The sequence below is a fragment of the Herbiconiux aconitum genome (genome assembly GCF_024979235.1).
GTDB lineage: Bacteria > Actinomycetota > Actinomycetes > Actinomycetales > Microbacteriaceae > Herbiconiux > Herbiconiux aconitum.
The window spans coordinates 173,028-197,998 of sequence record NZ_JANLCM010000002.1 but is presented as its reverse complement, the minus strand read 5'-3'; the positions used below and the strand labels follow the sequence as shown (position 1 = coordinate 197,998).

Annotated in this window: 26 protein-coding genes; 14 read left to right on the top strand and 12 right to left on the bottom strand. The window is 69.3% G+C overall.

Annotated elements, in window-relative coordinates; all coding sequences use genetic code 11:
* The first annotated feature begins 32 nt into the window (after nt 1-32).
* Nucleotides 33-1,367, top strand: a complete 1,335-nt coding sequence (locus tag N1027_RS12515; RefSeq protein WP_259508357.1) for an amidohydrolase family protein — start codon at nt 33-35, stop codon at nt 1,365-1,367.
* 169 nt (nt 1,368-1,536) lie between these two features.
* Here N1027_RS12515 and N1027_RS19930 read toward each other — a convergent pair whose 3' ends face one another.
* Entirely contained in the window at nt 1,537-2,526 is a 990-nt protein-coding gene (locus N1027_RS19930; protein ID WP_308199800.1) for a PDR/VanB family oxidoreductase, read from the bottom strand.
* Nucleotides 2,523-3,113 (bottom strand): helix-turn-helix domain-containing protein, encoded by a 591-nt coding sequence (locus tag N1027_RS20145; protein WP_259508355.1) that lies wholly within the window; start codon nt 3,111-3,113, stop codon nt 2,523-2,525. The genes N1027_RS19930 and N1027_RS20145 overlap by 4 nt, the downstream gene beginning before the upstream one ends.
* A gap of 254 nt (nt 3,114-3,367) precedes the next feature.
* Between N1027_RS20145 and N1027_RS12495 the strand changes: the two genes are divergently transcribed.
* From N1027_RS12495 to N1027_RS12460, 8 genes are all read left to right on the top strand, one after another.
* A complete protein-coding gene (locus N1027_RS12495; RefSeq protein ID WP_259508353.1) occupies nt 3,368-4,699 on the top strand; it encodes an amidohydrolase family protein in 1,332 nt (443 codons plus the stop codon).
* A gap of 8 nt (nt 4,700-4,707) precedes the next feature.
* The gene (locus tag N1027_RS12490; RefSeq protein WP_259508350.1) at nt 4,708-5,481 is read left to right on the top strand and encodes an ABC transporter ATP-binding protein; all 774 of its coding nucleotides are present in this window, start codon (nt 4,708-4,710) and stop codon (nt 5,479-5,481) included.
* Nucleotides 5,478-6,326, top strand: coding sequence for an ABC transporter permease (locus N1027_RS12485; RefSeq protein ID WP_259508348.1), 849 nt, complete (start codon nt 5,478-5,480; stop codon nt 6,324-6,326). Before N1027_RS12490 ends, N1027_RS12485 begins: the two co-directional genes overlap by 4 nt.
* A 70-nt stretch (nt 6,327-6,396) precedes the next feature.
* Nucleotides 6,397-7,578, top strand: coding sequence for an ABC transporter substrate-binding protein (locus tag N1027_RS12480; RefSeq protein ID WP_259508346.1), 1,182 nt, complete (start codon nt 6,397-6,399; stop codon nt 7,576-7,578).
* Between the two features lie 48 nt (nt 7,579-7,626).
* A complete protein-coding gene (locus N1027_RS12475; protein ID WP_259508344.1) occupies nt 7,627-8,400 on the top strand; it encodes an SDR family NAD(P)-dependent oxidoreductase in 774 nt (257 codons plus the stop codon).
* Nucleotides 8,401-8,455: 55 nt separating this feature from the next.
* Nucleotides 8,456-9,787 (top strand): FAD-binding oxidoreductase, encoded by a 1,332-nt coding sequence (locus tag N1027_RS12470; protein ID WP_259508342.1) that lies wholly within the window; start codon nt 8,456-8,458, stop codon nt 9,785-9,787.
* A gap of 5 nt (nt 9,788-9,792) precedes the next feature.
* Complete coding sequence (locus tag N1027_RS12465) at nt 9,793-10,572, top strand: creatininase family protein (RefSeq protein ID WP_259508340.1); 780 nt, start codon at nt 9,793-9,795, stop codon at nt 10,570-10,572.
* Nucleotides 10,569-11,156, top strand: coding sequence for a pyridoxine/pyridoxamine 5'-phosphate oxidase (locus N1027_RS12460; RefSeq protein WP_259508339.1), 588 nt, complete (start codon nt 10,569-10,571; stop codon nt 11,154-11,156). The genes N1027_RS12465 and N1027_RS12460 overlap by 4 nt, the downstream gene beginning before the upstream one ends.
* 2 nt (nt 11,157-11,158) lie before the next feature.
* Here N1027_RS12460 and N1027_RS12455 read toward each other — a convergent pair whose 3' ends face one another.
* Nucleotides 11,159-11,791 carry a LysE family translocator gene (locus N1027_RS12455; protein ID WP_259508337.1) on the bottom strand — a complete coding sequence of 211 codons (633 nt, stop codon included), beginning with the start codon at nt 11,789-11,791 and terminating at the stop codon, nt 11,159-11,161.
* A gap of 50 nt (nt 11,792-11,841) precedes the next feature.
* Here N1027_RS12455 and N1027_RS12450 point away from each other — a divergent pair, with 50 nt between their 5' ends.
* Nucleotides 11,842-12,450: a pentapeptide repeat-containing protein gene (locus tag N1027_RS12450; RefSeq protein ID WP_259508335.1), complete on the top strand. Its 609-nt coding sequence runs from the start codon at nt 11,842-11,844 to the stop codon at nt 12,448-12,450.
* A 183-nt stretch (nt 12,451-12,633) separates the two neighbouring features.
* Here N1027_RS12450 and N1027_RS12445 read toward each other — a convergent pair whose 3' ends face one another.
* The 4 genes from N1027_RS12445 to N1027_RS12430 all read right to left on the bottom strand — a co-directional run bounded on the left by N1027_RS12445 (nt 12,634) and on the right by N1027_RS12430 (nt 16,683).
* Complete coding sequence (locus N1027_RS12445; protein ID WP_259508333.1) at nt 12,634-13,026, bottom strand: SHOCT domain-containing protein; 393 nt, start codon at nt 13,024-13,026, stop codon at nt 12,634-12,636.
* 79 nt (nt 13,027-13,105) lie between these two features.
* Nucleotides 13,106-13,780, bottom strand: a complete 675-nt coding sequence (locus N1027_RS12440) for a GAP family protein (RefSeq protein WP_259508331.1) — start codon at nt 13,778-13,780, stop codon at nt 13,106-13,108.
* 79 nt (nt 13,781-13,859) lie between these two features.
* Entirely contained in the window at nt 13,860-15,569 is a 1,710-nt protein-coding gene (locus N1027_RS12435) for an alpha-keto acid decarboxylase family protein (RefSeq protein ID WP_259508330.1), read from the bottom strand.
* 13 nt (nt 15,570-15,582) lie between these two features.
* Complete coding sequence (locus N1027_RS12430; protein ID WP_259508328.1) at nt 15,583-16,683, bottom strand: methylenetetrahydrofolate reductase C-terminal domain-containing protein; 1,101 nt, start codon at nt 16,681-16,683, stop codon at nt 15,583-15,585.
* Nucleotides 16,684-16,756: 73 nt separating this feature from the next.
* On the opposite strand from N1027_RS12430, the gene allB reads away from it, so the two are divergent.
* Nucleotides 16,757-18,121, top strand: a complete 1,365-nt coding sequence (gene allB, locus N1027_RS12425; RefSeq protein ID WP_259508326.1) for an allantoinase AllB — start codon at nt 16,757-16,759, stop codon at nt 18,119-18,121.
* Nucleotides 18,122-18,248: 127 nt separating this feature from the next.
* Entirely contained in the window at nt 18,249-19,154 is a 906-nt protein-coding gene (gene pucL, locus N1027_RS12420; protein WP_259508324.1) for a factor-independent urate hydroxylase, read from the top strand.
* 57 nt (nt 19,155-19,211) lie between these two features.
* On the opposite strand, the gene uraH is transcribed toward pucL, so the two are convergent.
* Nucleotides 19,212-19,571, bottom strand: a complete 360-nt coding sequence (gene uraH, locus N1027_RS12415; protein WP_259508322.1) for a hydroxyisourate hydrolase — start codon at nt 19,569-19,571, stop codon at nt 19,212-19,214.
* A gap of 96 nt (nt 19,572-19,667) precedes the next feature.
* A complete protein-coding gene (uraD, locus tag N1027_RS12410; protein ID WP_259508320.1) occupies nt 19,668-20,165 on the bottom strand; it encodes a 2-oxo-4-hydroxy-4-carboxy-5-ureidoimidazoline decarboxylase in 498 nt (165 codons plus the stop codon).
* A gap of 22 nt (nt 20,166-20,187) precedes the next feature.
* On the opposite strand from uraD, the gene N1027_RS12405 reads away from it, so the two are divergent.
* Nucleotides 20,188-20,793, top strand: a complete 606-nt coding sequence (locus N1027_RS12405) for a nucleotidyltransferase family protein (protein ID WP_259508318.1) — start codon at nt 20,188-20,190, stop codon at nt 20,791-20,793.
* A gap of 63 nt (nt 20,794-20,856) precedes the next feature.
* Nucleotides 20,857-21,507, top strand: coding sequence for an NADPH-dependent F420 reductase (locus N1027_RS12400; RefSeq protein ID WP_259508316.1), 651 nt, complete (start codon nt 20,857-20,859; stop codon nt 21,505-21,507).
* A 3-nt stretch (nt 21,508-21,510) separates the two neighbouring features.
* Here the strand turns inward: N1027_RS12400 and N1027_RS12395 are convergent, their stop codons facing one another.
* From N1027_RS12395 to N1027_RS12385, 3 genes are read right to left on the bottom strand one after another with little or no spacing between them, the layout of a single operon-like run.
* Complete coding sequence (locus N1027_RS12395; protein WP_259508314.1) at nt 21,511-22,353, bottom strand: MurR/RpiR family transcriptional regulator; 843 nt, start codon at nt 22,351-22,353, stop codon at nt 21,511-21,513.
* A 4-nt stretch (nt 22,354-22,357) separates the two neighbouring features.
* The gene (locus tag N1027_RS12390) at nt 22,358-23,629 is read right to left on the bottom strand and encodes an allantoate amidohydrolase (RefSeq protein ID WP_259508312.1); all 1,272 of its coding nucleotides are present in this window, start codon (nt 23,627-23,629) and stop codon (nt 22,358-22,360) included.
* Nucleotides 23,626-24,810 carry a pyridoxal-phosphate-dependent aminotransferase family protein gene (locus tag N1027_RS12385; protein WP_259510353.1) on the bottom strand — a complete coding sequence of 395 codons (1,185 nt, stop codon included), beginning with the start codon at nt 24,808-24,810 and terminating at the stop codon, nt 23,626-23,628. The genes N1027_RS12390 and N1027_RS12385 overlap by 4 nt, the downstream gene beginning before the upstream one ends.
* Nucleotides 24,811-24,971 lie beyond the last annotated feature (161 nt).

The window sequence follows — 24,971 nt, the reverse complement described above, 5'->3', positions numbered from 1 at the left end:
AGCCTGACACATGAAAGTGTTAGAAAATCACCATGCTCATCATCCACGACGCCGCCCACATCGTCATCGACGCCGCGACGGAACGGAGTGCGGATGATGCGAGTCGCCTCGTGGTGGGCCCGACGATGGCCGGTCGAGACACCGACCCGGCCGACGCCCCGGGCGCGGGTGACCGCGTCGACCACCTCGATGCCGCCGGCTGCGTGGTGACCCCCGGGCTGGTCAACGCCCACCACCACTTGCTGCAGAGCGCTTTCCGCACCCTGCCGGGCACCCGAGGCGTACCGATGCACCTCTGGCTGCCCACCATGGCCAGGGCATATGCCGCGGTCGGCATCGATCCCGAACTCGCCCGAGCCTCGGCTCTGGTCGGCGTGGCGGAAGGGCTTCTCAACGGCGTCACGACGGTCGCCGACCACCACCTCACCTGGCCCTCGGGCAGCGACACCGTGGGCATCGCGCGCGCGACGGCGGGGGCGGCCCGTGAGCTCGGCGCACGACTCGCCTTCGTGCGGGGCTCGGCGCGCGACGACCCCGAGGAGGCGGCGGAATCGGCCGACGCGATCGCCGATGCGCTGGTTCCGGATGCGCGGAGCGGGGTCACCGACGACGGCATGCTGCAGCTCGCGGTCGGCCCGGCCGGCGTGCACAGCGACAGCGAAGCGACGTTCCGGTTGCTCGGCGAGGTCGCCGAGCGCCGCGGACTCCGGCGCCGCACGCAGGCGAACGAGCAGGTCGACGTCGCGATCGCTCTCGAGAAGTACGGCAAGCGGCCGATCGCGTTGCTCGAGGAGTGGGGCTGGCTGGCGCCCGACGTGACACTCGCACATCTCTGCGCCGTGACCGACGACGAGATCGCCCTGCTCGCCTCCCGCGGCGTCACCGCCACGCACGCCCCCGGCTGCGACCTGCCGATGGGGTGGGGCATCGCGCCGGTGGCGGCGTTGCGCGCGGCCGGCATCGCGGTGGGTCTCGGCACGAGCGGCGGTGGAAGCAACGACGCCGGGCACCTGCTCGCCGATGCACGGCTCGCGATGCAGGTGGCGCCGCTCGTGGGCCCGCCGATCGACGCACGGAGCATCCTGTCGATGGCCTCCGAAGGCTCGGCGATCGGGCTCGGCCGCCCCGAACTCGGGCACCTGCGCCCCGGCGCCGCCGCCGATCTGTGCGTCTGGGACGTGTCGGGGGTGGCCGACGCGGGGGTCGCCGACCCGGTGGCGGGCCTCCTCTGGGCCTCTCCCGGCCGCCGCCCCCGTCACGTGGTGGTGGGTGGCCGCGTCGTGGTGCGCGACTACGAGCTGGTGCAGCACGACCAGCGCGCCATGGCGGAAGGGCTCACCTCCCTCCTCGCCACCCGCCGACACTGACACTGACACTGACACTGACGCACGAGACCGAACGCAACAGGCCCTACTCGACGACCCAGGGTGAGCGCGCGGCCGCGTCAGCGACCGCACGCGAACATGTCGCGGTGCGCCGGGCAGGGACCGGCGCGCCCCGTGGACGCCGCGCGAAGCACGGCGCCCACGGCAGTGATCACAGCTCCAGCACCAGGCGCGGGCAGGCCGCGCGCGACACGCAGATCATCATGACCTCGTTCGACTCCTGCTCGTCGGGGGTGAGCACCGAGTCGCGGTGGTCGACCTCGCCCGAGACGACGGGTGTCTCGCAGGTGCCGCAGGTGCCCTCGCGGCACGACGAGAGCACGAGCACTCCGGCCTCCTCGACGACCTCGAGGATCGAGCGATCCGGCGGCACCGTCAGCGTCACCCCCGTGATCTCGAGCTCCACCTCGAAGGCCTCCTGCCGCACCGGTTCGGTCACCTCACGCGCCTCGAACCGCTCCAGGTGCAATGCCCCGGCCGGCCATCCGGATGCCGCAGCCTCCTGCTCGAGGGCGGCGAGCATCCGGGCCGGGCCGCAGGCGTAGACCGTCACGGGCGCATCCGCCGTGCCCGCCGAAAGTGTGGAGGCGTCGAAGCGGGAACCGGGCGCAGCCCCAGGCCCCGACGGCACATGCACCCGCACCCGCTCCCCGAACTCCCGCACCAGCTCGTCGACGAACGGCATCCGTTCGAGGGAACGCCCCGCGTACTCGAGCATCCACGACGCGCCGACGGCTTCGACCGCCCGGATCATCGGCACGAGCGGCGTGATCCCGATCCCTCCGGCCACGAAGACATAGCGCGAGGCCGCGGTCGGTGGCACGAGCGCGAAGTGGTTCAACGGGCCCCGGATGCGCAATGACGCGCCCGCCGCGACGTGCGTGTGCAGGTGTTCCGACCCGCCCCGCCCGTCGGGTTCGCGCAGCACGGCCACGTGGTAGCGCGAGAGGTCGGCGGGGTCGCCGCAGAGGGAGTACTGCCGCTCGACCCCGGGTTGCACGACGACGTCGAGATGCGCGCCGGGCTGCCAGGGGGGCAACGACGACCCATCCGCCGCCCGCAACTCGAGCAGCACGACGTCCTCCGCCACCTGCGTCGCCTCCGTCACGACCGCGTCGATCTCGGTCAGCACCGCACTCACGATGACGTCCTCCGCTCCTTCACCACGAACAGGCGGTACTCCCCGTCGCCGAGCGAGCACCAGCGATGGAGTGTGCCGCCGGCGTAGTGGATCGAGTCGCCCGGCACCAGCTCGAACTCGCCGTCGTCGGCGAGGTCGACGAGCACCCGGCCCGCCACGACGTGCAGGAACTCGGCCTCGGCGTGATGGTAGAACTCCCCCAGCTCGAGGTTGGTACCGCGGAACTCCATCGGAATGAACGATCCGTCGCCATGCACCAGGATGCGCGCGGAACCGCCGCCGAACGGCCCCTGCGGACCTTCGGCCTTCCGCACCAGCGACACCCGGGCCGCACCCGCTCCGGGGATGAGATCATCCGTCGCCGCCGCGATCAATTCGATCTGACTCGAGCCGAGCGCCCGGGCGATGCGTTCGAGAGAGAGCATGCTGGGTCGCGCCTGGCCGCGTTCGAGCTGGCTGAGGAACGGATGCGACAGCCCGGCGAGGCGGGCGAGTTCCACCAGCGTGAGTCCGCGCGCTTGCCGCACCGAACGGATGCGCGCGCCGAGGCGTTCGGTCTGCTCGTCGAGGGCGACGCTTCCGGACACGATGGGCGACCCCTTTCGCTCGGATCAGGTCGGAACACCTCAGACAGTAACCACCAACCTGCCCGCGCGCGAAATCGGCGTCAGCGGCAATTAACAATCGGAAATGTTTGCGTTACGTGCCCGAAACGAGCCGTCCGTAGCGTGAGCCGTGTTGAACCCATCAACATCCACCACGGTCACCCCAACGTCGAGATGATCATCACCCGGGCCGCTGTCCTCGACACGCGCCCAACGACAGCGGGGAGATCGATCCGATGAACGCACTCCCCCAGCAGCTCACCCGGTTGACGGGCGCGACCCTTCCTGATGGCCGCATCGTCGACGTCGAGATCACGGGCGACACCGTCACCGCGGTCGTGCCGGCGGGCACCCTCGCGCCGGGCAGTGCGCACCGGCCGGTCCATGCGCATCCGTCGGCCGCGTCCGACCCGACGACCCTCGCTCTTGACGGCTTCCTCCTGCTCACCGCCCCCGCCGAACCGCACGCCCACCTCGACAAGGCACTCTCGTGGGACGAAATCGAACCCCCCATGGGCGATCTGGTGCTCGCCATCGAGTCGTGGAAGCGCTACGCGGCCACGATGTCGACCGAGAGCATCGCCGACCGCGCCCGCGAGCAGGCACTCCGGATGCTCGCCAACGGCACCACGGCCATCCGCTGCCACGTCGACATCCTGGGGGCACCCGAGCCGATGCGCGGGGTGCGCGCGCTGGTGCAGGTGCGCGAGGAACTCCGCGGGCTCCTCGACCTCGAGCTCGTCGCACTCGCCGGACCCACCGCGCCTTCCGAAGACGTGCACGAAGCCCTCGACCTCGGGGTCGATCTGGTCGGAGGCGCACCGCACCTGGCCGACGACCCCGAAGCCGACCTGCGCCGGCTCCTCGCCCTCGCCGAACTCCGCGGCGTGGGAGTCGACATGCACACCGACGAGAGCCTCGACGGCGCGCTCACGCTGCGCACCCTCGCCGAGGTGGTGCGCCCCTGGCACGCCACCCGCCCGGTGACGGCCGGTCACTGCGTGCGGCTGGGCACCCTGCATCCCGCCGAACTCGACGACGTGATCGCCGAGATCGTGCGCAGCGACATCGGCATCGTCACCCTCCCGATCACCAACCTCTACCTGCAGGGCTGGGAGCACCCGGTCTCCACCCCGCGCGGCCTGACCGCGGTGCGGAGCCTGCTCGACGCGGGCGTTCGCCTCGGTGCGGGCGCCGACAACGTGCGCGACCCGTTCAACCCGGTGGGGCGAAGCGACGCCCTCGAGACCGCATCGTTGCTCGTGACGGCCGGGCATCTCACCCTCGACGAGGCCTACACCGCCGTGAGTGCGGGAGCCCGCGACGTGATGAGCCTCCCCGTCGCCGGGGTCGAGGTCGGTGCGCGAGCAGAACTGCTCGCCGTGCGCGGCCGCAGCCTCTCGGATGCGATCGCGAACGCCCCCGCCGACCGCTTCGTCGTGCACGCCGGCCGACTGGTGGCCCGCAGCGAGGTCACCCACACGATCGCGCTGCCCCACCGCGTAAGCCCCGGCGCCACCCCCAGAACCCCCGCACCCGCCATCGAACCCATTCTCGAAACGAGGTGAGAAGCTCCATGACCATCGCCCCTCCCCCCGTCGCTCCGGCGACCACCACCGATCAGCTCTTGCACTTCGATGACGTCGCCATGACGTTTCCGAACGGCACCACCGCGCTCTCCGGCGTCTCGCTCACCGTCAATCGCGGCGAGTTCGTGACCGTCGTCGGGCCATCCGGATGCGGCAAGTCGACCCTGCTGCGCATCGCGTCGGGCCTCACCCCGGCCACCGAGGGCGTGACCCAGGTCGACACGAGCCGCATCGGCTACGTGTTCCAGGACGCGACGCTGCTGCCCTGGCGCGACGTGCAGTCGAACGTCGAACTGCTCGCCGAATTGAACGGCATCCCGAAGAAGCAGCGCGCGGCCACCGCGAAGGAGGCGATCGATCTGGTGGGCCTCACCGGATTCGAGAAGCACCTGCCGAAGACGCTCTCGGGGGGCATGAAGATGCGCACGAGCCTGGCGCGTTCGCTCACGTTGAAGCCCGAGCTGTTCCTCTTCGACGAACCGTTCGGCGCGCTCGACGAGATCACCCGCGAGCGCCTCAACGACGAACTGATCCGGCTCTTCACCGAGCAGCAGTTCGCGGGCCTGTTCATCACCCACTCGGTCTCCGAGGCGGTTTACCTCTCCACGCGGGTCATCGTGATGTCGGGGCGTCCAGGACACATCGTCGACGAGTTCCCCGTGGACTTCCCCTTCCCACGCGATCCCGACATCCGCTTCACGGCCGAGTACGCCGAACTCTGCGGCAAGGTCTCGCACGCTCTCCGAGAGGGCCACTCATGACCACCAGTCCTCCCGCTCCGCCGACGGAGCGCACCGTCACCCGCCCGGCCACGGTGCGCGCGTCGAAGAACCGCGCCACCACCTGGTTGCCGCCGATCCTCGTCTTCCTGGGGCTCATCGGCATCTGGTACGCGGTGACCTACGTCATCCTCGACGAGCAGCGGCGCTTCCTCATGCCGCCGCCGCACGAGGTGGTGATCGCCTTCTTCGACCCGGCGACGTTCCTCGAGATCATGCAGGCGCTCGGACGCACGACGCTCGTCGCCCTGGTGGGGCTCGCCTTCGCCATCGTGATCGGCGTGCTCTGGGCTGTGGCGATGAGCCAGGCGAAGTGGGTGGAACGCTCGCTCTACCCCTACGCGGTGGTGCTGCAGTGCATCCCGATCCTCGCCCTCGTTCCCCTCATCGGATTCTGGTTCGGCTTCGAATATCCGGCCCGCGTGATCGTCTGCGTCATGATCGCGTTGTTCCCGATGGTCTCGAACACCCTCTTCGGCCTGCAATCGGTCGACCCGGGTCAGCGCGAGCTGTTCCAGCTTCAGCGCGCCGGTCGATGGACCATCCTGTCGAAGCTCGAGTTCCCCGCCGCCCTGCCGGCGATCTTCGCCGGGATGCGGATCTCCGCCGGTCTGGCCGTGGTCGGCGCGATCGTCGGCGACTTCTTCTTCCGTCGAGGCGAGCCGGGGCTCGGCTCGCTGCTCAGCACCTACACGGCGCGGTTGAGATCGGCCGAACTGTTCGCCACCATCTTCGTGGCGGCACTGCTGGGCGTCGCGATCTTCGCGCTGTTCGGCTGGATCGGCAAGCGCGTCGTCGGCCGATGGTACGACTTCTCGGCCAACTGACTCATCCGTCCCACCCTGTTCCACCAGCCCACAGCACCATCCATTCCTGCACCAATTAGAAGGAGATGACATGCGCTTCCCCCGAACCCGGCTCGTCTTGGCCGCCGGCCTCGTCGCGACCACCGCGATCGCACTCTCAGCGTGTAGCAGCAGCTCGTCGGCGTCCGACGATTCCACCCCCTCGGCCGACCTCACCATCGGCGCCACCGATCTGTCGGGCGTCTGCCCGTCGAACGTGGTGCTGCAGACCGACTGGAACCCGGAGGCCGAGCACGGTCACCTCTACGAATTGCTCGGCCCTGATCCGAAGATCGACGCCGCCAACAAGAAGGTCAGCGGCCCGCTCTACAGCGGCGGCGAGTACACCGGCGTCAACGTCGAGATCCGCTCCGGTGGTCCTGCCATCGGATTCCAGAGCGTCACGTCGATCATGTATCAAGACCCCGACATCATGCTCGGTTATGTCTCCACCGACGAGCAGATCCAGAACTCGGCCGACTTCCCCACCACGGCCGTCTTCGCGCCGCTGGAGAAGAGCCCACTGATGATCATGTGGGACCCGGCGACCTACCCCGACGCCAAGACCATCAAAGACGTCACGAGCAAGGGCGCCATCGTGCGCTACTTCGCCGACTCCACCTACATGGAGTACCTGAAGTCGCAGGGCATCGTGCCCGAGGCCCAGGCCGACGGAAGCTACGACGGCACGCCGGCGAACTTCGTCGCCGACGCCGGCAAGGCAGCCCAGCAGGGCTTCGCCTCGGCCGAGCCCTACATCTACGAGAACGAGGTCTCCGACTGGATGAAGCCGGTCGACTTCCAGCTCATCAACGACACCGGCTGGGACTACTACCAGTCGGTGATGGCCACGCGCACCGGTGACCTCGAGGCCAACGCCGACTGCCTGAAGGCCCTGGTGCCCGTGCTGCAGCAGGCTGAGGTCGACTACTTCGCCGACCCCGCGCCGGTCAACTCGCTCATCCTCGACCTGGTCGACCAGTTCGACACCGGCTGGGTGTACTCGCAGGGCGTCGCCGACTTCTCGGTGAAGCAGATGACCGATCTGGGCCTCGTCTCCAACGGTTCGAACGACACCATCGGCGACCTCGACGACGCACGGATGTCGTCGTTCTTCGACAAGGCCGTGCCGATCCTCGAGAAGATCGGTGCCACTCCGGCCGACGGTCTTGCGGTGAAGGACATTTACACCAACGAATTCATCGACGATTCGATCGGGCTCCCGGCCAAGTAGTCGGGCGCATCCGTCGAATCCGTTCCACACCCTGAAAGGAACCGGCCCATGTCGCTCCGCCCCGTGACCGATCGCACCGCAACGAGCTCCCGGCTCGCCGGTCGGCGCATCGTGGTCACGGGCGGAGCGCGTGGCATCGGGGCCGAGATCGCCCGGCGCTCGGCGGCCGAGGGCGCTGAGGTCAGCGTTCTCGACCGCCTCGCCGAGCAGGGCTCCGCCCTGGCCGGCGAGCTGGGCTGCCACTTCGTTCCGGCCGACCTCAGCGATCCGTCGAGCACCACGGATGCGCTCGGCCGGGCCATCGAGGCGCTCGACGGCATCGACGTGCTCGTCAACAACGCCGGCATCCTGCGTTTCTCAGCACTCCTCGACATCACCGTCGAGGAGTGGGACACCGTGTTCGCCATCAACACCACCGCCATGCTCGTCACCACCCAGGTCGCCGCCCGATCGATGATCGCGGCCGGCACCGGCGGCAAGATCGTGAACCTCGCGAGCATGGCGGGCAAGACCGGAGGCGCGGGTCAGGCCCATTACGCCGCCTCGAAGGCCGCCGTGATCGCGCTCACCCGGGTGACCGCGCTGGAACTCGGCGCATCCGGGATCACGGCCAACTGCATCTGTCCCGGCTATGTGCTCACCGACATGGGCGCGGCCACCCGCACCGAGGAGGACGTCGCCGAGTGGTCGAGTTACTCGCCGCTCGGCCGGCTCGCCGACCCGGCCGACGTCGCCGGAGTCGCCGTCTTCCTCGCTTCCGCCGACGCCGACTACATGACCGGCCAGGCCGTCAACGTCACCGGGGGCATGGTCATGCATTGACCGAGCCGCCCCACGTCCGTTTCACCCGAACCGCCCACGCACCAGAGGATTCCGTATGACCGCCTCCCCCGAACAGATCACCGCTCTCGCCGCCGAACTCACCGCGCTCCTCGGAGAACGCGGGGTCACCACCGAACTTCGCGGCCGTGAGAAGGCGTCGCTCGACGGCGCGAAGATGTCGCCGATCCTGGCCGAGCAGCTTCCGCTCGGACTCGCCGACATCGTCGCCTTCCCGACGAACGCCGAACAGATCGCCCAGACCGTCGCGGCCGCTGTTCGCCACGGCGTGAGCGTGACGCCGCGCGGCAAGGGCACCGGCAACTACGGGCAGGCCATTCCGCTCGAGGGCGGACTGGTGCTCGACATGTCGAAGGCCCGGGCCGTGGTGGAGGTCGGCGAAGGCTACCTGGTGGCCGAGGCCGGCGCATCCATGGTCGCCATCGAGCAGGCCGCGCGCGAGACCGGCCAGCAGATCCTGATGTACCCCTCCACCGCGCAGTCGTCGATCGGAGGGTTCCTTTCGGGGGGCTCCGGCGGCACGGGGTCGATCAAGCACGGTTCGAACATGAGCGGCCGTTACGTGCTGGCGCTCGATGTGGTGCACGCCTCTCCCACGGCCGAACTCACGCACGTCGAGGGCGAGGCGGCGCAGCCGTACGTGCACACCTACGGCACGGCCGGCATCATCGCCCGCGCCACGATCGCGCTCGAGCCGGTGCAGGAATGGGTGGGCTTCTACGCCAGCTTCCCGTCGTTCGACGAGGCGACCTCCGTCATCCGCCAGATCGGTTGGCTCGATCCCACACCGCGTCTCGTCTCGGCCGATCTGCCACGCATCTCCGACGCCCTGCCCGACGACCCCGCCATCCCGAAGGGTCGCGCCTCGCTCCGCGCCATCCTCGACCCGTCGACCGTCGTCGCAGCGACCGCGCTGGTCGAGAGCGCCGGCGGGCGCGTCGAGGACGTGCGTGAGGGGCCGCAGGCCACCGTCAAGATCTCGATGCTCTCCTACAACCACCCGATCGAATGGCTGCAGAAGTCGACCCCGGAGACGTATTTCCACGTCGAGGTCTCCGGTGCAGCGCTGGTCGAACGACTCGACGAGGTGCACGAGGTCTACCCCGGCGCCATGCTGCACATCGAGGCCCAGCGCGATCATCCGATCGGGATGCTCGCCGCGCCGTACGTGAGCGCCGACGAGGTCTACGCGGGGTACGACCGCCTCACCGCCATCGGGGTGCACTTCCACAGCCCGCACCAGTGGTTCGTCGACCACGAGGTGGAGCGCACGAAGGCCCTGGCGGCATCGACCGATCCGGATGGACTGCTCAACCCCGGCAAGATCCCGTTCGGCGAGACCGTGCCGACGGGGGTGAAGTGGGCTTGACCGACATGAGCACTGTCCGACGCCTCGTCGAACTCTCCGGAACCGCTGCGACGGCTGCCCTCAGCTCCTCCTCGGTGATCGTGTTGCCCACCGGCGCCATCGAGCACCACGGGCCGCACCTGCCCCTCATGACCGACTACCTCATCGCCGACAGCGTCGCCAACGCCTCGGTCGAGCGTGCGGCAGCGGAGGGTCAGGATGTCTGGATCCTCCCCACCATCGCGTACACGAAGTCCGACGAGCACCACTGGGCGCCCGGCACGATGTGGATCAGCTGGGACACCCTGATGCAGACGGTCGTCGAGCTCGGCAGCTCGATCGCGGCCACCCCGGCCCGCAAACTCGTGTTCTTCAACGGCCACGGCGGCAACCTCGCTCTGCTGCAGGTGGCCTGCCGGGAACTGCGCCGCCGCTTCGGGCTGCAGACCTTCCTGATGGGCGCCACGGTGCCGTCCGGCGCGCACGACGGACCGGAGGAGTTCGGCCTGGGCATCCACGCCGGCCACGCCGAGACCTCGCTGGTGCTGCACCTGCGCCCCGACCTGGTCGACCTCTCACTCGCCGAACGCAGCGTGCCCGAGCACCTGGCGGGCTACGAGCACATCGGTTTCAAGAAGCGCGTCACGTTCGGCTGGCTCTCGAACGACTTCGCCACCAACGGCACACTCGGCGATCCGACCGGAGCAACGGCCGCCTACGGCGCCGAGCTGTTCGAGGCATCGGTCGCCGACTCCGTCGCGGCCCTGGCCGAGGTGGCGCGGTTCGATGCGGCGGGAGCCGCATGACCACATCCGTCGCCGACGGGATCGCGAACGAAATCGCCGCGCTGCTGACGAGCTGGCTGCCTTCGAACGACGACCCCGCGCGCCCCCTCATGACGCTCAGCACCGGCACGTCGAGCGGGTATCCGGATGCGCGCACTGTGCTGCTGAGCGAATACGACGAGCGGGGCTTCTTCTTTCACACCGACTCCCGGTCACGCAAGGCGGCTGATGTCACGGGCGATCCGCGCGCGGCGCTCACCCTGGTCTGGCCCGGCCGTCAGCTCGTGGTGCAGGGCGACGTCTCGCGCGCCGACGACGCCGAGGAACTTTGGGCCTACCGGCACCGCTCGCGCTACCTGCAGCTGCTCGCCTGGCTGAACACGCCCGCGTTCGCCGCCCTGCCGTTGGCGGAACGTCTGGCCCGCTGGGCCGAGTTCGACGCCGAGCATCCGGAGGGCACGCTCGACCCACCGCCCACCTGGGCGGGCTTCGTGGTGCGCCCGGTGCGCCTCACCTTCTGGGAGGGCCGACCCGACACGGCTAGCCGCCGCACCGAATACCGCCGCACCCCCACCGCCTGGTCGCGCGCCCTCCTCCCGGGCTGACGCTACTTGTTGCCCGTGAGGGCCAGGGTGCCGCCGACCCCGATCATCATGCCGCCGCCCGTGGCGCGCATCCGCGACATCCGTTTCGGCGACTTGGCGAACCAATCGCGTGCGAAACCGGCCGAGAGCGCCCAGGCCGAGTCGCAGACCAGCCCGATGGCGATCGAGGTGAGGCCGAGCAGCAGCATCTGCAGCGGCACGGAGCCGGCCGAGTAGTCGACGAATTGCGGCAGCACGGCCACGAAGAACACGATCGTCTTGGGGTTCGTGAGCCCCACCACGAAGCCTTCGGCCACGAGCCGCCACGACGAGCGCAGCGTCGTTCCCGGCTGCACCCCTGCCACGACGTTCCGATGCCGGATGGCCTGCACCCCGAGGTAGACGAGGTAGGCGGCGCCGACCAGTTTCACGATGGTGAACGCCACGACCGACTGGGCCACGATCACGCCGACGCCGACCGCCACGGCCACCACTTGGGGCAGCACGCCGAGGGCGTTGCCGAGCACGCTCAGCAGGCCCCCGCGCCGGCCGAATGCGAGCGAACGGCCGATGACGAACAGCACGCTGGGCCCGGGGATGAGGATGATCACGAGCGCGGTGAGCGCGAACGCGAGCCAGTTGCCGAACGGAACCATCCCCCGATGATAGGGCTCCGGGTGTCGGCCGTCACGCTTAGGCTTCAGAGGTGACTGATCGACGCCCCGACACCACCAGCCGCGTCTCCGGCGAAGACTGGTACGGCCGCGAACTCGGCGCCGACGACGTGTTCGAGGGTGTGCTGTTCCAGGACTGCGATTTCACCGAGCTGACCGACCACGGGGCGAGCTTCACCGATTGCGTGTTCCGGGGTGTGCGCTTCAATGTCTCGGAGCACGTGGATGCCGCGTTCACGAACTGCACCTTCGAGCGGTGCTCCTTCTTCGACGCCTCGTTCACCCGCTGCAAGCTGGTGGGCAGCGCGTTCGTGTCGTGCGAATGGGACTTGACGAAGGTCGACGGCGGCAACTGGGGCTTCGTGTCACTGACCCGTAACGACCTGAGCGGCGCATCCTTCACCGGTGTGCGGATGCGGGAGGCCGACCTCAGCGGAGCCCGCTGCGGCGGTGCGGTGCTGCGCGACCTCGACCTGAGCGGCGCCCTGTGGCACCGGGCCGAGTTGCAGGGCTGCGACCTGCGCGGAAGCGACCTCTCCTCGCTCGATCCCCTCACCGTGGATTTGGCGAAGGCGATCGTGACCGTCGATCAGGCGGTCACGATCGCCCAGTCGTTGAGGCTCGACGTCCGACCCGAGTAAGGCAGAGCTGCCCCCCGAGGCCGAACGCAAGGGGCCCTACTCGACGACCCAGGGTGAGCGCGCGGCCGCGTCAGCGACCGCACGCGAACAGGTCGCGCGGCGCCGGGCAGGGACCGGCGACGCCCGAGGACGCCGCGCGAAGCACGGCGCCCGAGGCAACCAGCACAGCGGCGCCCGAGGCAGCTAACTCCCCTGCAGCGCCTTGGCCTTCAGCAGGTTGTACTCGTCTTGCGTGATGGTGCCGGCATCCAGCAGCGCCTTGGCCTTCGCGATCTCATCGGAGGCGCTCGAGCCGGCCACGGTGCGGATGTAGTCGTCGGCGGCGGTCTGGGCCTGGCGCACTTCCTTGTTCTGACGCTCGGCCATGCCACGACCGCGGGCGATCAGGTAGACGAGCGCGGTGAGGAAGGGCACGAACACCAGGAAGAGGATCCACAGCGCCTTCCACCAGCCGTTCAGCTTGTGGTCGCGGAACAGGTCTCCGATGATCGCGAACAGCGCCATCAGGTAGGCGATGAAGACGAACGCCCAGAGGAACCAACCGATGATGTCCCAGAAATTTCCCCAGAAGCTCATGATGAAGCCTCCCACTCTGCCTCGATTCGGGCGAGGCTCCCCCGGCGCGCGTAGGGCTTGCCAAAAATCAGAGTAGCGCTCAGGAGAAGTTCGCGATGCCCTTTCCGACTACGACCACGCCGATGATCAACAGCAGAACCGCCATCACCGTCGCATTGTTGCGTGTCAACCACCCCCGGAGGGCTTCCAGCGGCGTGGCCATGCGTTGCGCGGCCAGCAGGAAGGCGATCACCGGAACGGCGACCGTGGATGCCGCGATCACGGTGTAGACGATGATGCCGACCACACTCGTTCCGACGCCGGGAGCATCGCCGCCGATCGCCACTCCGGCGGCGACGCCCATCAACAGGTTCTTCGGGTTCACCGCCGCGAGCACGAAGCCGAGCGCGAAACCACGCCCCGCCGTCATCGTGTCGATGGCCGACATCCATTTCGGCAGCGCGGGTTCGACCCCGTCTTTGGGTCGCGAGCGCCACTGCCGCACGGCCAGCACCAGCAGCAGGAGGCCGAGCACGATCTTGATGACCCCGGCCACGGGCTTCGGCGCATCCGCTCCGGCCTCGGGAAGGAAGGCCGAGAGCAGGGTGAACACCACCACGGCCACCACGATGCCGAGCACCCAGCCGAGCAGGAACCCGAGGCTGGTGCCGCGGGCCTTCGGCGAGAGCAGCATGAGGATGGCCGCGATGATCGGTATCGGACTGATCGCGACGCCCAACGCCAGCGGGAGGACCTCGCCGATGACTTCACCCATCTCGTCCCTCGCTCCGGATCTGTTCACACCCTAGGGGAAGGTGGGCGGCGAGACCAGGATCACGCCCGGGTGCCGCGCTTCACCGTTTGGCCGCCGCGGCCGCGATCCCCTCGGTCAGCACGGTGAGCAGGCGGGGCGCGTCGAGCTCCGGCAGGCGCACCTCGATCAGCACCGCCTTCTCGGTCGTCTCGTGCGCGAGCGCCAGCGCCTCCGTCAGTTCGTCCTGACTGCTGACGGATGCCGTGACCACCCGGTCGGCCGCCCCGAACGCGGCGGGGATGAGCGTCCAGTCCCACGGCGTGATGTCTTGGTACACCGCCGACGGGCTCTGGATCTTGCGCTCCACGGTGTATCCGTCGTTGTTCAGCAGGAAGATCACGGGGGTGAAGCCGCGATGAAGGATGGTGGCCAGTTCTTGCACGGTCAGCTGCGCCGCACCGTCGCCGACGAAGAGCACCGAGCGGCGCCACGGCAGGGCGAGGCAGGCGCCGAGGGTGGCCGGGATGGTGTAGCCGATCGACGACCACACGGCCTGGCCGAGGAGGTCGGACTCGTCGGGCAGCACCAGGTCGAGCGCGCCGTAGAACGAGGTGCCGGCATCGGCGATCACGGTGGTGCCGGGCCGCAGCCAGCCCTGGATGGCGGCCCAGAAGAATTCGTGGTCGAGCAACTCGCCGGCGACGGGAGCCGCGGCGACCGCGACCGACGGATGGCCGACCGGCAGCACGCCGGTGCGCGGGGTCTGGCCGAGCACCGTGTGCAGGGCGCGCAACGAGTCTTCGAGGCGCACGCCGTAGAAGGTGGTGTCGGCGATGCGAGCAGTGGTGAGACCGAGCTCGATCGCGGCATCCTCGTCGAAGCGCTGGGTGAAGAATCCGGTCAGGAAGTCGCTCATCACCGTGCCGGCCAGCACCAGGAGGGGGGCGTCGTCGACGGCGACGCGGGCTTCCTCGACCCGCGTGAACGCACCCATGTAGGTGCCGAGGCTCGCCGGGTGCGATTCATCCAGCACGGCTTTCGACATGTTCTGTGAGGCGATGTAGACGCCGTCGTGGTCGGCGATCTGGCGCACGATCGCTTCGAGGCTGCACCGGTGCACCTGGGAGCCCACCAGCATCGACACCTGGTCGTGCCGGGCGACGGTGGCGGCGAGCATCGCGGTGAAACGCTCGAGTTCGGCGCGGTCGCTCGAGGCGGCCACGAGCGGAGTGCGCAGGTTCGCCGCGTGCACGGGCGCCGTGGCGACGTCGCTCGGGATGCCGAGGTAGACCGGCTTGGATTCGCGGAGCGCGGTCATCAGCGCGGCATCGATGTCGCGCGTGGCGGTCTGGGCCCGCACCACGGTGGCGGTCGCCGTGACCTCGCGGTAGGCGCGGAGGAAATGGTCGTAGTCGCCGTCGATCAGGGTGTGGTGCAGGTGCGTGCCGGCCGCTCGGGCGCCGGTGGTGGGCATCCCGGTGATCTGCACCACCGGAACGTCTTCGGAGTAGCTGCCCGCCACCCCGTTGATGGCCGAGAGCTCACCCACTCCGTACGTGGTGACGAGGGCGCCGATGCCGCGCCGCAGCCGGGCGTATCCGTCGGCGGCGTAGGCGGCGTTCAGCTCGTTGGTGGAACCGACCCAGGTGAATCCTTCGACCGTCGCCATCTGATCGAGAAGGCTGAGATTGAAGTCTCCCGGCAGGCCGAAGACGTGGTGGGCGCCGAGCTGCACGAGGCGGGTGGCGAGGTACTGACCGACTGTGACGGTCAGGGGGGCGGGTGTTCCGGATTGTGTCTGGTCACTCATGGGGAACAGCTTCTCATCCCGCGAGACCGAGGCGCTCGGCAATCACTCCCATCGCGTCGGCGAAGGCCACCTCGGCGCCCGCCGCCGGGCCGCCCGACAGGTTCACACCGGCCACGCCGTCGACTTCGAGGAACTGCTCGCAGAGCCGCGTGATCGCATCGAGTGCCGCGTCGTAGGGATGCCCGGCGTGCAGGATGCCGTCGAGGAACCCCTCCGGCAGCACCAGCGTGGTGAACGACTTCAGCAGTGTGGCGCTGCCCGCGTCGATCACCATCGGAACGCACGGGATGAACGCGGGTGCGATGCCGAGATCGTGGGCCTCGGCGATGAACCGGCGCACCGGTTCGACTCCCCCGGAATGGTTCACGAAGCAGACGTCGGCGCCGGCGAGCACCTTCTCGTGGAGGCGCGCTGCGCGGCGATCGACGGGTGGAGTGAGCGGAGCCTCCGCGACCGAGACGAGGTGGCCCGCCTGGCGGGCGAGTGCGGTGAGCTGCGTGGAGTCGAGGTCGAAGACGGGCAGCGCATCGTGCCGATTGCCGGTGGCGGTGTGGTCGCCGGTCACGCAGTGCACCCCCGCGACGCCCACATCGGCGAGGCCGGCGAGTTCGCCCTCGAGGGCGACGCGGTTGCGATCGCGGCAGTTGAGGCCGGTCCAGACCGCGAGACCCTCGTTCTGCAGCAGCTGGGCGCGGTAGCTCGGCGAGAACTGCACGCGCGATCGCCCGGAGTCGCCGGCCAGCGTCGCATCCACCCGCCCGGCGAGCGCCTGTGCGCAGTCGCTGAGCGAGCCGCGATCGACGGATCGGCCGGGGAAGTCGGCGACCACGACGGGGCGCGTGGCCATCAAGGAGCGCATCGCCGCGGCGCCCTGGTGCGGTGCCACCGGAAACTCGTGGGCGTCGGCGAGGTGGTGCACGTCGGTTCCCGTTCGGGCCAGCCCGGCCGGGGATTGCGGGTTCGGCGCGATCCCGTGCCAACGCACCGTGGGCGTCTCGAGAAACACGCAGCGGAACTCTCCCACCTCGCAGCGACCATCGAACTCCACGCCGCCGCAGGGCCCGTACTCCATGTGTTTGGGGCACGACAGGCGCTGCTCGATTGTGACGACCATCCGCTCATGCTAATCGCGACCGACGACGCCTACTGTTGAGGTGACCCCTTCGATTCCCAGCCCAGGAGACCGGATGTCCCAGCCTTACGACCTCGCGATCCGCGCCTCGTCCGTTTTCACCGAAGGGCGGTGGCGCCCGGCCACCATCGCGGTGCGCGACGGTGTGGTGGCGGCGATCGCCGACGACGACGAAGAGGTGCCGGCGCACGCCGTGGTCACGCTTCCCGAAGGTCAGGTGCTGGTGCCGGGCATCGTCGACTCGCACGTGCACGTGAACGAGCCGGGTCGCACCGAGTGGGAGGGTTTCACGACGGCCACGCGCGCGGCGGCGGCCGGGGGCGTCACCACGATCGTCGACATGCCGTTGAACAGCATTCCGCCCACCACCACGGTCGCGGCGCTGGAGCTGAAGCGCGCGGCGGCGGGGCCGCAGGCAAGCGTGGATGTCGGATTCTGGGGTGGCGCCATCCCGTCGAGCCTCGGCTCGCTGGAGCCGCTCCGGGCGGCCGGCGTGTTCGGGTTCAAGGCCTTCCTCTCGCCCTCCGGGGTCGACGAGTTCCCGCACCTGTCGACCGCGCAGCTGCGCTCGGCGCTCTCGGAGGTCGCCGGGTTCGGCGGCCTGCTCATCGTGCACGCCGAAGACCCGTCGGTGCTCGATCGCTCGGGCAACGACGGTGGCGCCGACTACCGCGCGTTCGTGGCCTCGCGCCCCGAGCTCGCCGAGGAGGATGCGATCGCCCACGTCATCGAGGGGGTGCGGGCCACCGGGGCGCGCGCCCACATCCTGCACCTCTCGAGTGCGCGGGCGCTCGACGCCATCCGGGCGGCGAAGGCCGAGGGGCTGCCGATCACGGTCGAGACCTGCCCGCACTACCTCAGCTTCTCGGCCGAGCACATCCCCGACGGCGCCACCCAGTTCAAGTGCTGCCCGCCCATTCGCGACGAAGCGAACCGCGACCTGCTCTGGGAGGCGCTCCTCGACGGCACCATCGACCTCATCGCCTCCGACCACTCCCCCTCCACAGCCGAACTGAAGTTCGCCGGCGACGGTGACTTCCAGGAGGCCTGGGGCGGCATCTCGGGGCTGCAGGTGAGCTTCCCCGCCGTGTGGACGGCGGCGCGCGAGCGCGGCATCCCGCTCGATCGCGTGCTCGGATGGATGGCGGTGAACACGGCCGCCCTGCTCGGTCTGGGCGAGACGAAGGGTTCCATCGCCGTGGGTGCCGATGCCGATCTCGTGGCGTTCTCACCCGAGGAGGCGTTCGCGGTGCACGCGTCGGCGCTCGAGCACAAGAATGCGGTGTCGGCCTACGACGGGCGCACACTGCGCGGAGTCGTTCACACGACGTGGCTGGCCGGCGAAGTGGTGCACGTGCTCGATGACACCGAAGAGCGGATGCCGCGTGGCCGCCTTCTCGAGCGCCGTTCCACGCTCTGAGCCGCCACGTAAATTGATCGTTAATTCCTGCGGCCGGAGCGCGCATCCGCCGCTCGGCCCTGTCGCCGCAGGCCAGACTGGGAGCGCGCGGCCCCGCGAAGTCCCGCCGCGCAGGGAGTAGGAAAGCATGTCGATCGTTCTCGGCCCGCACCAGTACGGCAAAGCGGAGAACCGCATCGTGCGGATCTACCGCGATTCCCCGCGCCACGAGATCCATGACGTCAACGTCTCCACGGCGTTGCGGGGCGACTTCGATGCGGCGCACCTGCGCGGCGACCAGCGCACCGTGCTCCCCACCGACACCCAGAAGCAGACCGCCTACGCCTATGCGAAGGAGAAGGGTCTCGTCTCGATCGAGAGCTACGGCCTGGAGTTGGCGCGCCATTTCGTCGACGACGTGGAGCCGGTGTCGGGTGCCCGGATCGAGATCGAGGAGTACGCCTGGGAGCGCGTGCTCGTCGACGGGTCGGACCACGACCACACCTTCGTGCGCAAGGGTCAGGAGATCCGCACGGCCGCCGTCACCGTCGAGGGCACGGGCTCGGGGCAGCGGGAGTGGGTGATCGGCGGGTTCAAAGATCTGGTCATCCTGAAGACCACGGGGTCGGAGTTCCACGGGTTCCTCGAAGACGAGTACACGGTGCTCGAGCCGACCGCCGACCGCATCATGGCCACCTCGCTGGTGGCGCAGTGGCGGTTCACGACCACGGAGGTCGACTGGGAGGCCACCTACGCCGGCATCAAGCAGATCATGGTGTCGACCTTCGCCACCGTGCACTCGCTGGCGCTGCAGCAGACTCTCTACGAGATGGGCAAGGCGGTGCTGGAGGCCTACCCCTTCCTCGCCGAGATCCGGATGTCGGCGCCGAACAAGCACCATTTCCTCTACGACCTCTCGCCGTTCGGACTCGTCAATGACAACGAGGTCTTCAACGCCGACGACCGCCCCTACGGACTCATCCAGGCCTCGGTGCTGCGCGACGACGCTCCGGATGCGGGCTCGGCGTGGACGATCGCGGGCGGTTTCGCGTAGGCCGACGGCCCGTGCAACGCCACACGTGCACAGCCGGATAGCGACGCTCGACCCGGCTCAGCTCCCTCGATACGTCGAGTACGCGAACGGACTCAACAGCAACGGCACGTGATAGTGCGCCGCCGCGTCGGAGAGCTCGAAGATGATCTGCACCTCCGGATAGAAGGCGCGCACTTCCTGCTCGGCGAAGTAGACCGCCGTGTTGAAGGTCACGCGATAGCGGCCGACCGGCAGCGCGACCGGGCCGAGCGCGTTCGCGCGGCCATCGGCATCCGTCTCGGCCGATCCGATCATCACCCAATTGCCCACGTCGTCGTGCTCGAGGATGACGGGCACACCGCCCGCCGGACGGCCGATGGTGGAGTCGAGCACATGGGTGGTGACGTGACTGCGTTCGGTGTCGTTCGCGGTGCTCATGATGCTCCTGTCGATGTGGGTGTCGCTGGAACGGATGCCGGATGGACGGGATGTCGGATGCTCGCAGCGGCCTCGGAGCCCCCGCGCACGGTGGACTCAGTGCGGATACAGCGACTGCAGCCGCAGCATCGTGATGCCGTGGAGTTCGGACGCGACCGTCGCCGCCTCGGCCGCGTCGTCGAGCCGGAGGCGTCGGGTGAGCTCAGCGAGGATCTCGGCCCGCGAGCGCCCAGCAGCCCGGATGAGGAAGACCCGATCGAACCGCGCCTCGTACTCCGCATTCCCGGCAGCGATCGCGTCGACGAGGTCGGCGTCGGATGCCTCGGCCGCCGCCTGCTCGCCCCGGCTGAACTGCTGCGCCCGGCCTTCGCCCTGCGCACGCTCGCCGATACGCGGATGGTGCGCGAGGGCTTCGTCGACCTCCGCCGGTGTGAGGGAGGCCGCCACCCGATCCGCCGTCGCGAGCAGATCGTCCGACGTCGCGTAGGGAGCGCCGGCGACGACCTCCTCGACGAAGCGGTGCACACCGAGGCACGAATGCAGGGCCTCGCGCAGCTCGGCAGAATCGATGACGGCAGCGGAGGAGTCGGCCATGCCTCCAGCTTACGATGAGGGCATGAGCGCCTCTGCCCGTGCCGCGAGCCGGCCCACGCCGCCGGGCGCCGTGGGCATCCTGCTCGCCGCGGGTGAAGGTCGGCGGATGGGCCGGCCGAAGGCACTCGTCGTGGGCGACGACGGCGAGCCCTGGCTGGTGCGCGGCGTGCGCGTGCTGCGGGAGAGCGGATGCGCCCACGTCATCGTCGTGCTCGGCGCCGAGGCGGCCCGCGTCCGCGCCCTCCTCGCGGGCGACCCCGCGGTGAGAGTCGTGGAAGCGGCCGGCTGGCAGGAGGGGATCGGCGCGTCCCTCCGCGCCGGTCTCGCCGAGGTCGACCATCCCACGTACGCCGTGATCACGCTCGTCGACCTACCCGAGCTGCGGCCCGAGGCGATCCGGAGGGTAGCCGCTAGGGCCACGGAGACCACCCTGCGGCAGGCGTTCTACGCGGGCCGCCCCGGGCATCCGGTGGTCATCGGCGCAGCCCATTTCGCCCCTCTCGGGGAGACCTTGCACGGCGACATCGGGGCCCGCCCCTACCTGCGAACCCACGACGCGGAGGCCGTCGACTGCACCGACCTGGGCGGCGGAGACGACGTCGACGCGCCGCCCCTCCACGCACGCTGACACTCGCCCGCGATTTCTCCGGGAATCGCGAAACGTCCGTGCCGACAGGCGTTGAATTGTCGCATGACAGCTACAGGACTCACCACGATCGGATTCATCGGAGCCGGCCACATCGGCAGCCAGCTCGCCCGCCTCGCCGTGGCGCACGGCTATTCGGTCGTGCTCAGCAACTCGCGCGGTCCGGAGACCCTCGCCGAGCTCGTCGAAGAGCTCGGCCCACAGGCGTCCGCCGCGACGTCGCAGCAGGCCGCCACCGCGGGTGACCTCGTCGTCGTGACGATGCCGTTCAAGAACTACCTCGACGTGCCGGCCGCCCCTCTGGCGGGCAAGGTCGTTCTCGACACGAACAACTACTACTGGGAACGCGACGGCCGCATCACGCCCCTCGAAGAGAAGACCTCGACGGTGTCGGGGCTCCTGCAGGCCCACCTGCCCGGAGCGAAGGTCGTGAAGGCGGTGAACAACATCATGGCCGCCGAACTCACCGCCGACGGCACCCCGGCCGGCACGCCGAACCGCCGCGCGCTCCCGATCGCGAGCGATGACGCCGACGCGAAGAGCACCGTCGCCGCCCTCCTCGACGAATTCGGCTTCGACACGGTCGATGCAGGACCCCTCTCCGAGAGCTGGCGCTTCGACCGCGACACCCCCGCCTACGTCACGCGGATGACGGCATCCGAGGCCCGCGAGAAGCTCGCCGAAGCGGTGCGTTAGCCGTTAGCCCTCCAGCTCTCCCAGCCCGTCGTAGAGTCCGTTGATGGCGGCGATGCGAGTGCGGCTCTCGCGGGTGCGCGCGCCCAGCGTGTTGCTCGCGAGCACGTTCACGAGGCTCATCGCGCTCGCGTAACTGTCGAGGGCGGAGACGCTGTCGATCGGGCATTCGATCCACACCGCGGCGAACTCCGCATACCGACGAGCAGAGGCGTCGCCGATCAAGATCACGGGCACACCTCGTGCCGCGACGGCCGCGATGAGCGCGCCGAAACCGGCGGGGCGGCGTCGGAATCCGAAGAGCACGACCGCATCCCGCGCATCCCGCTCGGCGAACTCCTCGGCGAGGGTCTGACCGGGCTGCGGGGCGAGGTGTACGCCGGCGCGCGCCTGGGCGAGCTGTTCGCGCAGGTGGAGGGCGAGCGCGTAGCTGTTGCGGAGCCCCACCACGGTCACCGAGCGACTGCGCACAAGGAGCGAGGTGGTCTGCTCGAGGCGCTCCGGGCCGAGGGCGTCGAGGCAGCGCCGCAGGTTCTCCACCTCGCGCACCAGATGGGCCGACAGGTCGGCGGATGCGCCGGGTGCGATCCCGCCCACCGGCACGCCCGATGACCGCAGCGACCGCGCGTGCTCCCGCACCTCCTGCGCGTTCTCGAAACCGAGTCGCCGGAACAGCCGTGACACCGTCGCTTTCGACACTCCGCTGCGCTGTGCCAGTTCGGTGCCGGAGTAAACGGCGAGATCGCTGAGGTGATCGAGGATGAAGTCGGCCGCCCGCTGCTCCTGCGGCGACAGCTCGCCGTAGGAGCGGTCGATCCGCTGCCCGATGTGCATGATCTCGGTGGTCATGGGGTCAGACCCCGTCCGGAGAAGGAGCGGATGTGGCCGTTGCCGTCGCGTCCGCCGCATCAGCCAGTGCCAGCACGGCCCGCTCGAACGCATCGATCGTTGCGGCCACGTCGTCTTCGGTCACGTGCTCGGCGGGGTTGTGACTCACGCCGCCCTCGCAGCGCACGAAGAGCATCCCGATCTCCGTGATCTCGGCGACGGCCATCGCGTCGTGCCCGGCCTTCGAGAACAACGACATCGGTCGCTGATCTCCGGTCGAGCGGATGCCTTCGCCGATCGCTCCGCGCAGCCGGGCGCTGCAGACGGCGGCCGGTGCGGAATGGGTCTCGACGCTCTCCCACTGCAACTGACGCCGGCGGCAGATGTCGGAGAGCGTGTCCTGGATGACGGTCCAGATGCGATCGCGCTCACTGTCGTATTCGCCGCGCAGGTCGAGACTGAACTCGACCTTGCCCGGGATGACGTTCACCGCATCCGGGAACACCGCGAGGTGACCGACGGTCGCGATGAGTTGCGCCGATCGGGCGATGCGCTCGATCTCGACGATCGCATCCGCCGCCCCCGCGAGGGCGTCGCGGCGACGTTCGTAGGGAGTGCCGGAGTGGCCCGCCTTGCCGATCACGGTCACCAGGAAGCGTCGTGCGCCGGCGATCGAGGAGACGATGCCGAGCGCCTTGTGCTCGTCTTCGAGGGAGGGACCCTGTTCGATGTGCGCCTCGAGGTAGCCCACCAACTCCTCGGGCCGACGGGCGGCCTCGCCGATGCGTGCCGGGTCGAGGCCCCAGGCGGTGAAGGCGTCGCGGAGAGTGACTCCGTCTTCGCCTTGGAGCTCCCACCAGGCGTCGTCCCAGGTGCCGGCGAGCGCGCGACTACCGAGCAGGGCGCGGCCGAAGCGGGTGCCTTCTTCGTCGGCGAAGGCCACGACCTCGAGCGCGAAGGGCAGCCGGCGACCGGATGCCTGGATGCGCTGCACCACCGCGATGGCCGTCAGCACCCCGAGGATGCCGTCGTACCGCCCCGCCGAGGGCACCGTGTCGAGGTGGCTGCCGAGCAGCAGCGCCGGGAACCCCGGTACCGCGCCCTCGAGGCGACCGCACTGGTTGCCCGCGGCGTCCTGCCAGGTGGACATTCCCGCCTCGGTCATCCACTGGGCGGCGAGGGCGTTGACCTCGGCGTGCTCCTTCGAGAGGTAGACGCGCTCGATCAGGCCGTCGGGGAGCGAGGAGTGGGTGGCGAGGATGTCGCAGCGTGCAAGGATGCTGGACGCGTCGGTCATTTCGCGTCCTCGTACACGTCGTAGGCGGCACCGACGCCACCACCGCCGACCACGGCGGCGCCGTGACGACGGAGCACCTGCTCGAGGGAGGCCAGGGTCGTGAGCACGGCGTCTTTGCGGGCGTTGTAGCCCATGGTGCCGATGCGCCAGACCTTGCCGTGCAGCGGGCCGAACGAGGTACCGATCTCGATGCCGAAGTCTTCCAGCAGCTCGCCGCGCACGGCGTCGCCGTTCACCGCATCCGGAATCCGCACCGCCACCACATTGTTCATCTTCACGGCGAGATCGCCGAACACCTCGAGCCCCAGGCCCTGCACCCCGGCGAGCATGGCTGCGCCGTGCAGCCGGTGCCGCTCCACCGCGGCGTCGAGACCCTCCTCCACGAGCAGGCGCGCGCATTCCCGCGCCCCGTAGAGCATCGTGGTGGCCTCGGTGTGGTGGTTGAGGCGCTTCTCGCCCCAGTAGTCGAAGATCATGGCGAGATCGAAATAATTCGACCGGATGCGTGTGGTCGCGATCTCGGCGTCGCTCCCCGCGATGCCCGCTTCGATGCTCTTGCGGCCGTTGATCACGTCGACCGCCTTCGCCGAGAAGGTGGCGGGCGCCGACCCCGACGGGCCGCCGAGGCACTTCTGGAGGCCGGCGGTCACGGCGTCCAGACCCAGCGCATCCGTCGCGAACGCGTTGCCGCCGAGGGATGCCGTGACATCGGTGTAGAACAAGACGCCGTGCTTGTCGCAGATCGCGCCGAGCCCCTCGAGCGGCTGCGCGACCGTGGTGCTCGTGTCGCCGTGCACGACCGCGAGCAGCTTCGGCCGGGTCTCGACGATCGCCGCCTCGATCTCGGCGTCGGTGAACACCGTGCCCCACTCGCGTTCGATCACGTGCACCTCGGCGCCCGCCCGCTCGGCGATCTCCCGCAGCAGATGCCCGAAACGGCCGAAGACCGGCACCAGAACGCGGTCGCCGGGCGCGACGAGCGACACGATGGCAGCCTCGATGCCGGCGCGCGAGGTTCCGTCGATGAGCAGCGTCTGCTCGTTGCGCGTCTGGAACACCTCGCGGTAGAGCGCCATGGTCTCGTTCATGTACGCCGTCATCGCCGGATCGTATTGGCCCACCAGCTGCGCCGACATCGCCCGCAGCACCCGCGGATCGGCGTTGATCGGGCCCGGACCCATGAGCAGACGCGGCGGCGGATTGATCGGCTGGCTGGAAATGGCTGCTCCTCGGCGGGTGATGGCATGGTGGGCGAAATACCTGTTTCTCAACCGCCAGTCTACGAAACGAACGTTTCAGTCGTGTTTCGTGGTAACCCCGTGTCGAAACGACGGAGAATTCG

What these genes read in the sequence shown, in the direction of transcription:
- N1027_RS12405 (WP_259508318.1), top strand. Translation starts at nt 20,188, where the DNA reads ATGAGCGCCTCTGCCCGTGCCGCGAGCCGGCCCACGCCGCCGGGCGCC.
- N1027_RS12455 (WP_259508337.1), bottom strand. Translation starts at nt 11,791, where the DNA reads ATGGTTCCGTTCGGCAACTGGCTCGCGTTCGCGCTCACCGCGCTCGTG.
- N1027_RS12460 (WP_259508339.1), top strand. Translation starts at nt 10,569, where the DNA reads ATGACCACATCCGTCGCCGACGGGATCGCGAACGAAATCGCCGCGCTG.
- N1027_RS12490 (WP_259508350.1), top strand. Translation starts at nt 4,708, where the DNA reads ATGACCATCGCCCCTCCCCCCGTCGCTCCGGCGACCACCACCGATCAG.
- N1027_RS12475 (WP_259508344.1), top strand. Translation starts at nt 7,627, where the DNA reads ATGTCGCTCCGCCCCGTGACCGATCGCACCGCAACGAGCTCCCGGCTC.
- N1027_RS12430 (WP_259508328.1), bottom strand. Translation starts at nt 16,683, where the DNA reads ATGGTCGTCACAATCGAGCAGCGCCTGTCGTGCCCCAAACACATGGAG.
- N1027_RS12440 (WP_259508331.1), bottom strand. Translation starts at nt 13,780, where the DNA reads ATGGGTGAAGTCATCGGCGAGGTCCTCCCGCTGGCGTTGGGCGTCGCG.
- N1027_RS12385 (WP_259510353.1), bottom strand. Translation starts at nt 24,810, where the DNA reads ATGGGTCCGGGCCCGATCAACGCCGATCCGCGGGTGCTGCGGGCGATG.
- N1027_RS12470 (WP_259508342.1), top strand. Translation starts at nt 8,456, where the DNA reads ATGACCGCCTCCCCCGAACAGATCACCGCTCTCGCCGCCGAACTCACC.
- N1027_RS12400 (WP_259508316.1), top strand. Translation starts at nt 20,857, where the DNA reads ATGACAGCTACAGGACTCACCACGATCGGATTCATCGGAGCCGGCCAC.
- uraH (WP_259508322.1), bottom strand. Translation starts at nt 19,571, where the DNA reads ATGAGCACCGCGAACGACACCGAACGCAGTCACGTCACCACCCATGTG.
- N1027_RS12445 (WP_259508333.1), bottom strand. Translation starts at nt 13,026, where the DNA reads ATGAGCTTCTGGGGAAATTTCTGGGACATCATCGGTTGGTTCCTCTGG.
- pucL (WP_259508324.1), top strand. Translation starts at nt 18,249, where the DNA reads ATGTCGATCGTTCTCGGCCCGCACCAGTACGGCAAAGCGGAGAACCGC.
- uraD (WP_259508320.1), bottom strand. Translation starts at nt 20,165, where the DNA reads ATGGCCGACTCCTCCGCTGCCGTCATCGATTCTGCCGAGCTGCGCGAG.
- N1027_RS12480 (WP_259508346.1), top strand. Translation starts at nt 6,397, where the DNA reads ATGCGCTTCCCCCGAACCCGGCTCGTCTTGGCCGCCGGCCTCGTCGCG.
- allB (WP_259508326.1), top strand. Translation starts at nt 16,757, where the DNA reads ATGTCCCAGCCTTACGACCTCGCGATCCGCGCCTCGTCCGTTTTCACC.
- N1027_RS12515 (WP_259508357.1), top strand. Translation starts at nt 33, where the DNA reads ATGCTCATCATCCACGACGCCGCCCACATCGTCATCGACGCCGCGACG.
- N1027_RS12395 (WP_259508314.1), bottom strand. Translation starts at nt 22,353, where the DNA reads ATGACCACCGAGATCATGCACATCGGGCAGCGGATCGACCGCTCCTAC.
- N1027_RS12485 (WP_259508348.1), top strand. Translation starts at nt 5,478, where the DNA reads ATGACCACCAGTCCTCCCGCTCCGCCGACGGAGCGCACCGTCACCCGC.
- N1027_RS12465 (WP_259508340.1), top strand. Translation starts at nt 9,793, where the DNA reads ATGAGCACTGTCCGACGCCTCGTCGAACTCTCCGGAACCGCTGCGACG.
- N1027_RS12390 (WP_259508312.1), bottom strand. Translation starts at nt 23,629, where the DNA reads ATGACCGACGCGTCCAGCATCCTTGCACGCTGCGACATCCTCGCCACC.
- N1027_RS12495 (WP_259508353.1), top strand. Translation starts at nt 3,368, where the DNA reads ATGAACGCACTCCCCCAGCAGCTCACCCGGTTGACGGGCGCGACCCTT.
- N1027_RS12435 (WP_259508330.1), bottom strand. Translation starts at nt 15,569, where the DNA reads ATGAGTGACCAGACACAATCCGGAACACCCGCCCCCCTGACCGTCACA.